The 11163-nt window shown below is 71.6% G+C and carries 8 protein-coding genes; 3 read left to right on the top strand and 5 right to left on the bottom strand.

Annotated elements, in window-relative coordinates:
* The first annotated feature begins 110 nt into the window (after positions 1-110).
* Together ABZ321_RS46845 and ABZ321_RS46840 are read left to right on the top strand one after the other, a co-directional pair.
* Entirely contained in the window at positions 111-1115 is a 1005-nt protein-coding gene (locus ABZ321_RS46845) for a LacI family DNA-binding transcriptional regulator (protein WP_344506457.1), read from the top strand.
* Between the two features lie 132 nt (positions 1116-1247).
* Complete coding sequence (locus ABZ321_RS46840; RefSeq protein WP_354902804.1) at positions 1248-5825, top strand: LamG domain-containing protein; 4578 nt, start codon at positions 1248-1250, stop codon at positions 5823-5825.
* Between the two features lie 65 nt (positions 5826-5890).
* On the opposite strand, the gene ABZ321_RS46835 is transcribed toward ABZ321_RS46840, so the two are convergent.
* The 3 genes from ABZ321_RS46835 to ABZ321_RS46825 form a co-directional block, all read right to left on the bottom strand.
* Entirely contained in the window at positions 5891-6214 is a 324-nt protein-coding gene (locus ABZ321_RS46835; protein WP_354902802.1) for a GYD domain-containing protein, read from the bottom strand.
* A gap of 102 nt (positions 6215-6316) precedes the next feature.
* Complete coding sequence (locus ABZ321_RS46830) at positions 6317-6640, bottom strand: GYD domain-containing protein (protein WP_344506463.1); 324 nt, start codon at positions 6638-6640, stop codon at positions 6317-6319.
* A gap of 154 nt (positions 6641-6794) precedes the next feature.
* Positions 6795-7364 (bottom strand): TetR/AcrR family transcriptional regulator, encoded by a 570-nt coding sequence (locus ABZ321_RS46825; protein ID WP_344506465.1) that lies wholly within the window; start codon positions 7362-7364, stop codon positions 6795-6797.
* Between the two features lie 106 nt (positions 7365-7470).
* Between ABZ321_RS46825 and ABZ321_RS46820 the strand changes: the two genes are divergently transcribed.
* Complete coding sequence (locus ABZ321_RS46820; RefSeq protein ID WP_354902799.1) at positions 7471-9012, top strand: MFS transporter; 1542 nt, start codon at positions 7471-7473, stop codon at positions 9010-9012.
* Here ABZ321_RS46820 and ABZ321_RS46815 read toward each other — a convergent pair.
* Both ABZ321_RS46815 and ABZ321_RS46810 read right to left on the bottom strand, forming a co-directional pair.
* Positions 8998-10014: an aldo/keto reductase gene (locus ABZ321_RS46815; RefSeq protein WP_354902797.1), complete on the bottom strand. Its 1017-nt coding sequence runs from the start codon at positions 10012-10014 to the stop codon at positions 8998-9000. The two genes, ABZ321_RS46820 and ABZ321_RS46815, sit on opposite strands and share 15 nt — an antisense overlap.
* 55 nt (positions 10015-10069) lie before the next feature.
* A complete protein-coding gene (locus tag ABZ321_RS46810) occupies positions 10070-11104 on the bottom strand; it encodes an alcohol dehydrogenase catalytic domain-containing protein (RefSeq protein ID WP_354902794.1) in 1035 nt (344 codons plus the stop codon).
* Positions 11105-11163 lie beyond the last annotated feature (59 nt).

The following is an 11163-nucleotide window of genomic DNA, read 5'->3' as shown; positions in this document are numbered from 1 at the left end:
GAACCTTACGACCGCGAAACATCGGATGTCAACGCTCCGACGACGCCTCGGGATAACGTTGTCTGAGTGATCTCGCCTATGATCGAGCCGCAGACATGGGAGGATCAGACATGACCGAGCGCCGCAAGCGGCCGACGATGAACGACGTCGCCCGGCACGCCGGGGTCGCGCTGCGAACGGTCTCGCGGGTCGTCAACGGCGACCCGACCGTCGGCGCCGACTTCGCCTACCGGGTGCACGCCGCCGTCACCGCCCTGGGCTACGTGCCGGACGAACGCGCCCGGCAGCTGCGCGGCGGCAGCAGCGGCCTCATCGGCGTCGCGGTGCGCAACCTGGCCGCCGGCCATCCGGTCCTCAGCTCGCTCGACGCCGCCGCCCGCGAGCACGGCTACACCATCCTGGCCACGGCGACGGCCGACGAGGAGGACCGCGAGCGCGAGGTCGTGCAGTCCATGTGCCGCCACCACCTCGACGGGATCGTGCTGGAACCCGTCGGCGACAACCACCAGTACCTCACCCGCGAGCTCGACGCGGGCACGCCGATCGTCGCGTTCGACCGGCCGGCCGGTGGCATCACCGCCGACACCGTCATCTCCGACAACGCCGCCGGCATCGGCACCGCCTTCGGGCACCTGACCTCGCACGGGCACCGCCGCATCGCCTACATCGGCGACGCGGAGCGCATCTTCACCGGCCGCGAGCGGGCCGCGGCGTTCCGGGCCTGCATGGCGGCGGGCGGCGAGCCGATCACCGGCCGGGTCCACCCCGGGCCCGTGGAGCCCGCCCGGATCGCCGCGGCGCTCGACGAGGTGCTGCGCGGCCCGCGGCCCGCGACGGCGCTCATCACCGGCAACGCCTCGACCACCCTGGAGGTGCTGCGCCACCTGGGACCGGACGCCGGCACGCTGGCCATCGTCGGCTTCGACGACTTCCCGCTCGCCGACCTGCTGCGCCCCGGCGTCACCGTCGTCGCCCAGGACAGCGACACGATCGGGCGGACCGCGATCGACCTGCTCCGCCTGCGCGCCGCCGACCACGGGCGCCCGGTGCAGACGGTCACGGTCGACGTGCGGCTCATCCCCCGCGGCTCCGGCGAGCGCCCACCCCCGGACTGACGCCGATCCGCGGTGCGGGTGTGGCGGTGTGCCGACATCGCGGGCATCGATTGACATGGCGGGTGCGCGGCCCCTACGTTTCGCTCACTTTCACTTTCGCGGGGGCTCATAGTGATCAAGTTCTGTCGTTCCGTGCGCAGAAACCGCTCATTCGCCGTCACCACTTCGCTCACGGTCGCCGCGGTCGGCACCGTGGTCGCGCTGGCGGCCGGCGCGCCGGCCGGCGCGGAACCCGCGCCTACACCAATAGGGCAGCAGGCCACGAACCAGCGGGCGGCCGAGACCGCCGCCATCCGGCAGGCCGTGGACAGCGGCCGCGACGTCGAGGTGCAGGGCTCGAAGTCCGAGCTCGCCCGGGTCGTGGCCACGCCGCGCGGGACGCTGGTGCGGGAGAGCTACGCGGTGCCGCACTGGACGAAGAAGGACGGCGCGTGGCGGCAGATCGACCTGAACCTGCGCCGTGACGGCGCGACGATCGCACCCGCCGCGTCGGTGGCGGACGTGCGGTTCTCCGCCGGCGGCACCGAACCCCTCGTCACCCTCAACGGCGCCGGCGGCGCGCTCAAGCTGACCTGGCCGTCGAAGCTGCCCGCGCCCCGCATCGAGGGCGACACCGCGGTCTACGAGTCGGTGCTGCCCGATGTCGACCTGCAGGTGCAGTCCACAGTGGAGGGCTTCGGGTACTCCCTCATCGTCAAGACCCGCCAGGCGGCGGCGAACCCCGCCCTCGCCAAGCTGAAGTTCGGTCTCACCAGCACCGGCTGGTCGCTGCGGAACAAGCCGGGCGGCGGCTACGAGGCCCGCGACAGCGCCGGGAAGGTCGCCGCCTCCGCCGGGCAAGCGCTCATGTGGGACTCCGCCGGCGTGCCGAGTGCCCAGCGGTCCCTGACCGCGGGCCGGAGCTCGGCGCTGCGGCACGTGCCCGACAACGCGCGCACGGCCGACCTGCCGACCACCGTCGAGGGCGGATCGCTCGTCATCGTCCCCGACGCCGCGATGCTCGCCGACCCGAGCGTCACGTACCCGGTCGTGATCGACCCGTGGACCGGTGTCGGCCGCGCCCGCTGGGGCTACACCAACTCCACGAACGCCAACCGCGACGACGGCATCGTCCGCGTCGGCGTCAACACCGACGGGTCCGGCACCTACCGGTCGTTCTTCGCGTTCGACCTCAGCTGGCTGCCCGGCAAACAGATCCGCGGCGCCAAGTTCATCACCACCATGACCCACTCCTGGTCCTGCACCGCCACCCCCGTCAGCCTGTACCGCACCGGCGACCTCACCACGAGCGGCAAACAGACCTGGTCCGGCCCCGCCCTCAACCTGTTCGTCGAGACCAGGTCCGGCAACGCCCACAAACCCTCCACCGGCGCCGGCTGCACCAACGACCCGCAACCCAACATGTACATGGAGTTCTCCAACCAGACCCTGGTGAACGACGTCATCAACTTCGGGCAGGGCCGCGGCAGCTACACCCTCGGCCTGTCCGCCCGCGACAGCGACGGCACCGACGAGAGCACCGGCAACCGGTGGAAGAAGTTCGACCAGGCCTCCACCGCCATGTCCATCGAGTACAACACCCTGCCCAACACACCGCAGGCGTCGGCGCTGACGACACACCCCGACTACACCGCCGCGGGGCAGGCCTGCGCCACCGGCAGCGGCCGGCCGACCGTACGGTCGACGGCGCCGTGGCTCAAGGCCAGCGTCTCCGACCCCGACGGCGACCAGAGCGGCCAACTGTCCGCGTCGTTCGCGCTCCAGCAGTGGAACGGCACCGCCTGGACCGCCGTCGCCGGCTGGCCGAAGAGCGACACCGGCGTCCCGTCCGGGACCCTCGCCGAGGTGGGGGTCCAGGACGGCACGATCACCGGGTCGATGGCCCGCTGGCAGGTGCAGGTCAGCGACGGCCTGGGCGGCAGCTCGGGCTGGTCGCCGTGGTGCGAGTTCACGCTCGACATCACCCCGCCCGGCACCAGACCGACCGTCGCCGCGGCCGACGGCCTGTACCTCGAATCGCCGCCCAACGACACGATGCGCGGCTCGGCCGGGCGCAGCGGCCAGTTCACCTTCGGCGCCAACGGCGAGACCGACGTCGTCGACTACGAGTACCAGCTCGACGCCGGCCCGAAGTCGTGGGTCAACGCCGTCACCACCGGCGGGACGGCCACGGTCTGGGTCACCCCGACCCACGTCGGCGAGCACGTCCTGACGGTCCGCTCCCGTGACGGCGCCCAGAACGCGTCGCCACCGAAGGACTACCGGTTCCTCGTCGACGTCCCGGCCGCGCCGAAGGCCGTCTGGAAGATGGACGAGGGCAGCGGCACCAGCCTGGCCACGTCGCCGGCCGGCGGCCCGGCCATGACGGCGGCCAACGGCCCGACGTGGACCGACGGCCGCCTCCCGGGCACGCACGCCGTCACCGGCAAGGACCGCGGTCTGCGGTTCGACGGGGTCGACGACCTCGCCGCCACCGCCGGCGCCGTGCTCGACACGTCGAAGAGCTTCAGCGCCGCCGCCTGGGTCCGGCCGACCGGCGGGCTCGACACCACCCGCACCGTCCTGTGCCAGGAAGGCGCCTCCGCGTGCGGGTTCGCGGTCACCTACGCCCCTGCACCGGTCAACCGGTGGACGCTGACCATGTACGGCTCGGACACGATCAACGCGCCGGTCGCGCAGACGACGTCGGGCGCGCCGCCGGTGCTCAACCAGTGGACGCACCTGGCGGCGTCGTGGGACGCCGGCACGAAGACCGCGAAGCTGTACGTGAACGGCATCCTGGCCGGTCAGTCCACCCGCGCCACGAACTGGAACGCCACCGGGGCGCTCCTCGCCGGCCGCGGCAAGCTCAACGGATCCCGGACCGGCACGTTCCTCGGCGACATCGGCGAGGTCCAGGTCTGGGACCGCGTGGTCGTCCCGGCGCTCGACCTGAAGCCGCTCGCCGCACCCGTCACCACCGGCGACTGGGACATGGAGGACTACACCACCACCGAACCCCGGCAGGTCACCGACAACAGCAGGTACCAGCACCCGCTGACGCTGTCCGCCGACCCGACCGTGACGTTGTGCGACGGGTACAACTTCAGCACCGGCCTCTGCTTCAACGGCACCTCCGGCGTCGCCACGGCCGACCCGGCAGTGCGTACGGACCAGTCGTTCGCGGTCGAGGGCTGGGTCCGGCTCACCGACACCACCGTGTCCCGTGCCGCCTTCTCCCAGCAGGGCAGCCGGGGCGCCGCGTACACCGTCCGCTACGACAAGACCGCCAACCGGTGGTCGTTCGCGGTCACCGGCGCCGACACCGACACCCCGACCGTGGTCCAGGTGAACTCGCTCGCGGCGCCGCTGCTCAACAGCTGGACCTATCTGCAGGCCGTCTACGACGCCCACGCCGGACGGATCCGGCTGTACGTCGACCGGCAGTTCCAGAGCGAGGCGAGCGTCGCCGCGGTCTGGAACGCCGGCGGCACGTTCAACATCGGCCGGACGCTGCGGGCCGGCGCCGCCGCGGAGTTCTTCGCCGGCGACATCGACGAGGTCCGGGTGGTCACCGGCGTCGCACAGACGCAGACCCCGGCCGGCTACTACCAGACGATCACCCCGACCCGGTTCCTGGACACCCGCAGCGGTCTCGGCAACGGCGGCAACACCGCGCCGATCCAGCCGAGCGGCACGGTCAGGCTGACGATCGCCGGAGCGAACGGCGTCCCGGCCGCCGACGTCACCGCCGTGGCGGTCAACGCGACCGTGATCTCGCCGACGGCATCCGGCTACCTGACGCTGTACCCGTCCAACACGCCGCAGCCGGTGACGTCGAACGTGTACTTCCAGGCGAACGCCGTGCTGGCCAACTTCGCGATCGTCCCGGTCGGACCGGACGGCACGATCAGCATCTTCAACGGCAGCGGCGGGACCGCGCACGTCGTGGTCGACGTGTCGGGCTACTTCACCTCCGACGAGGCGAAGGCGGGCAACAGCAGCTACCACTCGCTCCACCCGACCCGCATCCTCGACACGAGGTCGGGGCTGGGGGCGCCGACCGCCCCGCTGGCGGGCGGCAACACCATCGCGCTGCAGGTCGGCGGCGTCAACGGCATCCCCACCGGCATCACCGCGGTGGCGATCAACCTCACCTCGGCGAACGCGACCTCGGGCGGGCACCTCATCACCCGGGCCGACGGCACACCCCTGCCCACCGTCTCCGGGCTGCAACTGACCACCGGTGTCGTGCTCGCCGACCTCGCGATCGTGGCCGTGGCCGGCAACGGCAAGATCGACATCACGATGCAGGGCGGGGTCGGCAGCACCGACGTCGTCGGCGACGTGGTCGGCTACTTCGCCGCCGGCACGAGCGGCAGCAAGTACCACGCGGTCAGTGCCACCCGGCTGCTGGACACCCGCCAGGACAACACCCCGGTCGCCGCGTTCGGTGTCCGGTCCATCGGGCAGGGCCCCAACGTCATCGCCGACGACGCGACCCTCGTCCTGAACTTCACGGTCACCCAGGGAACCACCGCGGGGTTCGCCGTGGCCTACGCCAGCGGCACCACCCCGCCCGCGGCCTCCACTATCAACTGGTTCGCCGGCCAGACGATCGCCGCACTGTCACTGCCGAGGACCGGCGGCGGGGTCACGGACTTCTACAACGCTGGCAGCGGCAGCACACATCTGGTGGTGGACTGCCTGGGGTACTTCTCCAGCACCTGACCGCCGGCGCCCGGCGGGGGCACAGGTGATCCATCCCTGTCCCCCGCCGGGCGGCCTCCAGTTGCCTATCGGGCACCGGGTGCCCGGTAGCCGACCTTCTGCCGGGTGGCCTGATCGATCTCGTCCGATGTCAGCAGTACGACCGTCTCCGTGCCGACCGCGCCGGAGGCGGTGACGGCAAGGCGGAACGCGGCGGCCGTCGCGTTGTCGGGCAGGTCCGCGATGATGTACGTGTCCGCACCGCCGAAGCCGAAGTAGAACGACTCCAGGTGGCCGCCGAGACTGGTGATCAGTCGCTCACACTCCTTGAGCCGGCCGCTGCCACCTTCGTCGAGAAGGCCCTGAACACCTTCAGCGGTGTACGCGCTTCGGAACAGGTACTTCGCCACGTCTGTCACCTTCTTCCAGGTTCGTTGCCGGGAGCGGGACGACAGTGCGGCCCCTACAAGCGCCCTGGCGCCGATGCCCCACAGAGCGGTCCTGTATCTGGCCTACCGGGCGCCGGGCGGCCGGTAGCCGACCTTCTGCCGGGTGGCCTGATCGATCTCGTCCGGCGTCAACAGTGCGATCACCTCCGTTTCGACCGCCCCGGAGGCGGTGACGGCAAGGCGAACCGCGGCGGCCGTCGAGTTGTCGGGCAGTTCCACGACGATGTAGGTGTCCGCAGCGCCGAAGCCGAAGTAGTACGACTCCACGCTGCCTCCGAGACGGCCGACCAACTCCTCGGTCTGCTTGACGCGGCCGCTGCCACCTTCGTCGAGGAGGCCCCGAACGCCTTCGGTGGTGTAGGAACTTCGGAACAGGTACTTCGCCATCGCGACTCACCTTCTTCCAGGTTCGTTTCCGCTGCCGGCGGCCACCTGCGACCAAGGCCGAAATTTCCTCATACCGGCGGCACAAACCTTCCGAGGGCGCGTTCTCAGCGCCTTGTCACGGCGCCTTGTCACGGTGCCTTGTCACGGTGCCTTGTCACGGTGCAATGAGTGGGCCGTCCTGGCGGCTCAGTGCGAGCAGCAGCTGGCGGGACTGTTCCAGCGAAGCCAGGTCGCCGCCCCCGTACAGGCCGGCGATGGACGCGCCGTCGGCCGCGTGCATGATCAGGCGCGCTCGCTGCGGGTGCAGGCCGTCCGCGTCGAAGGCGTCCGCCCACCGTCTGCTGTCCTGCCGCAGGAGTTCGTCGACGCCGGGGACGCTGAACAGCGTCGCGACGAGGACCGCGAACTCGGAGTTCCCGTCGCCGCTGACGAGCTCGTCGAAGGTCGCGTTGACATAGCCGCGCACCAGTCGGCCCGGTGCGTTGTCGTGGGGGTCGATCGCCGCGTGGACGGCCGCCCTGAACTGTTCGATCAGGTCCTCCGCCAGTGCCAGCAGCATCTGGTCGCGGGACTTGAAGTGGTGCAGGACGCCGCCTTTCGACACCCCGGCGTGCCGCGCGATCGTGTCGACGCTGGCGCCGGCGCCCTGCGTGCCGACGACCTTCGCGGCGGCGTCCAGCACCATCCGGCGCGTCTTGTCCGTGTTGCGTCCCCGGGCCTCCACGCAGACGTCCTCCACAGCTCGGTGTGGTGCGGCGCACCGTACCGACAGCATACTAACCGACCATCTGGATTGCTCAGCCGACCAAATGGTCAGTACAGTCGAGCGCATGGCGATCCCCTCACCGACGCGCACCGCCGACGCCCCGACCGCGAAGGCCGGCTCCCGCCAGTGGGCCGCGCTGGCGGCGCTCGCCTTGACCGTGACCCTGCTGGCCGTCGACGGGACCGTGCTCGCGCTCGCGATGCCCGCCCTCAGCGCGGATCTGGCCGCCAGCTCCAGCCAGGTGCTGTGGATCGGCGACGTCTACTCCTTCGCCCTCGCCGGCCTGCTCATCAGCATGGGCACCCTCGCCGACCGCATCGGCCGTAAGCGGCTGCTGCTGCTCGGAGCCGCCGGCTTCGGCGCCGCGTCGGCGCTCGCCGCGTTCGCGCCGACGGCAGGATGGCTGATCGCCGCCCGTGCGCTGCTCGGCGTCGCCGGGGCCACCGTGATGCCGTCGACGCTGTCGATCATCCGCGACATGTTCACCGACCCCCGGCAGCGCACGCGCGCGGTCGCCGTGTGGTCGGCGGGCGCCTCCGGCGGCGCGGCGCTCGGCCCGCTGGTCGGCGGGGCGCTGCTGGAGCACTACTGGTGGGGCTCGGTGTTCATCATCAACCTGCCGATCATGCTGCTGGTGCTGATCAGCGTCGCCGTGCTGGTGCCGGAGTCGCGCAATCCCGAACCGGGCCGGTTCGACCCGTTCAGCGCCGCGCTGTCGATCGCCGCCATCGTGCCGCTGGTGTGGGCGGTCAAACACTGCGCCACGTCAGGCATCGACCTCGCCGGTCTGATCGCCGTCCTCATCGGTGCCGCCGCCGCGGTCGTCTTCGTCCGCCGGCAGCGGGCGCTGCGCACTCCGCTGATCGACGTCACGCTGTTCACCAGGCCCGCGTTCACCGGCACCGTGCTCGCCTCGCTCGTCGCGGTGTTCGCGTTCAGCGGCCTGCTGTTCTTCTTCTCCCAGTACCTGCAGCTCGTCCGCGGCTACTCGCCCCTGCAGGCCGGGCTGCGCGAGCTGCCCGGCACCCTCGCCTCGATCGCGGTCGTGGTCGTCGCCGTCCGTGTCATCGCCCGCCTCGGCGTCGGCGCGACGCTGGGCGCGTCGTTGCTGCTCACCGCGGCCGGCTTCGGCGTGCTCGCGCTCGCCGAGGGGTTCACCGGCTACCTCGGGCTGGCGCTCGCGCTGGTGCTGGTCGGTGTCGGGATCGGTATCGCCTACACCGCCGCCACCGACGCCGTCCTGAGCGCGGTCCCCCGCGAACGGGCCGGGGCGGCGTCAGCGATCTCCGAGATGTCGTACGAGCTCGGCGTCGCCCTCGGCATCGCGGTGCTCGGCACCCTGCACGCGGTGTTCTACCGCGGCGGCCTGCCCGACCTGTCCGGCCTGTCGGACCCCGCCCGGACGGCGGTCACCGAATCCCTCGCCGCCGGCAGCCAGTCCCTGGCCGGCGCCGGGCAGCAGCAGATCCTCGCCGCCGCCCGGGACGCCTTCGCACAGAGCATGCAGGTCACCTCGTTGATCGCCGCCGCGCTGCTCGTCGTCGCCGCCGTCATCGCCTGGAAGGTCGTGCCGTCCAGCCGGCAGCCGGGGCTATCTGGTCGGTAGCGGCGCGTCGCGGTTGGTCATGGCGTCCTGGGCCTCGGGGTACCGGGCTCCGACGATGCTGACCTGATCGGCCGCGGCCCGCAGGTCGGCCAGCTGATCGGCGGTGAGCTCCACCGATGCGGCGGCCGTGTTCTCCTCCAGCCGCCGCAGGGTCTTGGTGCCGGGGATGGGCACGATCCAGGGGTGCTGGTGCAGCAGCCACGCCAGCGCCAGCTGGGCAGGGGTGGCTCCGGCCTTGGCGGCGATCTGGTTGAGGACGTCGACCAGGGCGAGGTTGGCGGCGAGTGCCTCGCCCTGGAAGCGTGGCGTCTGGCCACGGAAGTCGCTGTCGGCGAACGTGGTCGTGGTGTCGATGGTGCCGGTCAGGAAGCCCTTGCCCAGCGGGCTGTACGGCACCAGGCCGATGCCCAGCTCGGCCAGGACGGGGATCGTGTCCTGCTCGCGGTGGCGCCACCACATCGAGTACTCGCTCTGCACGGCCGTGACCGGCTGCACCGCGTGCGCCCGGCGGATCGTGGCGGCGGCGGCCTCGGACAGGCCGAAGTGCAGGACCTTGCCGGCCTCGATCAGTTCCTTGACGGTGCCGGCGACGTCCTCGATCGGCACGTCGGGGTCGACCCGGTGCTGGTAGTACAGGTCGATGTGGTCGGTGCGGAGCCGGCGCAGCGAATGCTCCACCGCCTGGCGGATACTGTCCGGGCGGCTGCACAGCCCGCCCGGCTCCACCCCGTTCTCGGCGAAGGCGAACCCGAACTTGGTGGCGATCTTCACCTGGTCCCGCAGCGGTTCCAGCGCCTCCCCGACGATGTCCTCGTTGCTGAAGGGCCCGTACACCTCGGCGGTGTCGAAGAAGGTGACGCCGAGCTCGGCGGCGCGACGGATCAGCGCGATCGAGTCCTGGCGCGCGGGGCCACCGGTGTTGCCGTACGCGCCGGTGAGACTCATGCAGCCGTAGCCGATCTCCGAGACGGTCAGGCCGGTGCCGAGAGTTCGCTGCTTCACGGTGGTTCCTTTCGGGATGCTGTCGATGTGGAGATGGGAGGGCGCGCTCAACCAGTCATGGCTGGATCAGCACCTTCAGCGCGCTGCGGTCGGCCATCGCCCGGTAGCCGTCAGGGACCTGGTCGAGGGTGACGGTGCGGTCGAAGACCTTGCCCGGCTGGACCCGGCCGGCGAGGACGTCGGGCAGCAGTTCGTCGATGTAGGCGCGGGCCGGGGCGACCCCGCCGGTGAGCGTGATGTTGCGGAAGAACACCCCGAAGTCGGCGGGCACGTCGGGGTACTGCGGCGCGCCGACCCGGCTGACCGTGCCGCCGTCGCGGACCACGGCGAACGCGGTCTCGATCGCCGGGCGCAGCCCGACGCACTCCAGCACCGTGTGGGTGCCGTCGCCGCCGGTCAGCTCCCGGACCCGCTCGACGCCCTCCTCGCCGCGCTCGGCCACGACGTCGGTGGCGCCGAACTCGCGGCCGAGGTCGGTGCGGTCCTTGTGCCGGCCCATCAGGATGATCCGCTCGGCACCGAGCCGCTTCGCGGCGAGGACCGCGGACAGCCCGACCGCGCCGTCGCCGATCACCGTGACCGAGGTGCGCGGGCCGACGCCGGCGGTGACCGCGCAGTGGTGCCCGGTCGGGAACACGTCGGACAGCGCCAGCAGCGACGGCAGCAGCGCCGAGTCCTCGCCGACGGGCAGCTTGACGAGGGTGCCCTGCGCCTGCGGCACCCGGACCGCCTCGCCCTGGCCGCCGTCGATCCCGTCGCGGGCCCACATCCCGCCGTGCCGGCAGGAGGTCTGCAGCCCTTCGCGGCAGAAGTCGCAGGTGTTGTCGGCCCATACGAACGGCGCCACGACCAGGTCGCCGGCGGCCAGGCCGGACACGTCGCGGCCGACGTCCTCGACGACGCCGAGGAACTCGTGGCCGATCCGTTCGCCGTCGCCGGTGGCCGGCCGCGACCCGTAAGGCCACAGGTCGCTGCCGCAGATGCACGAGCGCACGACGCGGACGATCGCGTCGCTCGGTTCGCGCAGCTCCGGGTCGGGCACGGTCTCGATCCGGACGTCACCGGCACCGTAGATCAGGGTTGCACGCATGGTTGTTTCCTCCGGAATGTCCGTTCAATGGCCGCGATGCGTCACTCTCGGTGACCGCT

Source organism: Dactylosporangium sp. NPDC006015, assembly GCF_040614215.1.
In the GTDB taxonomy this organism is placed as follows: domain Bacteria; phylum Actinomycetota; class Actinomycetes; order Mycobacteriales; family Micromonosporaceae; genus Dactylosporangium; species Dactylosporangium maewongense.
This window is presented reverse-complemented; position numbering and strand designations above follow the sequence as displayed.

What these genes read in the sequence shown, in the direction of transcription:
- ABZ321_RS46845 (WP_344506457.1), top strand. Translation starts at nt 111, where the DNA reads ATGACCGAGCGCCGCAAGCGGCCGACGATGAACGACGTCGCCCGGCAC.
- ABZ321_RS46830 (WP_344506463.1), bottom strand. Translation starts at nt 6,640, where the DNA reads ATGGCGAAGTACCTGTTCCGAAGTTCCTACACCACCGAAGGCGTTCGG.
- ABZ321_RS46820 (WP_354902799.1), top strand. Translation starts at nt 7,471, where the DNA reads ATGGCGATCCCCTCACCGACGCGCACCGCCGACGCCCCGACCGCGAAG.
- ABZ321_RS46810 (WP_354902794.1), bottom strand. Translation starts at nt 11,104, where the DNA reads ATGCGTGCAACCCTGATCTACGGTGCCGGTGACGTCCGGATCGAGACC.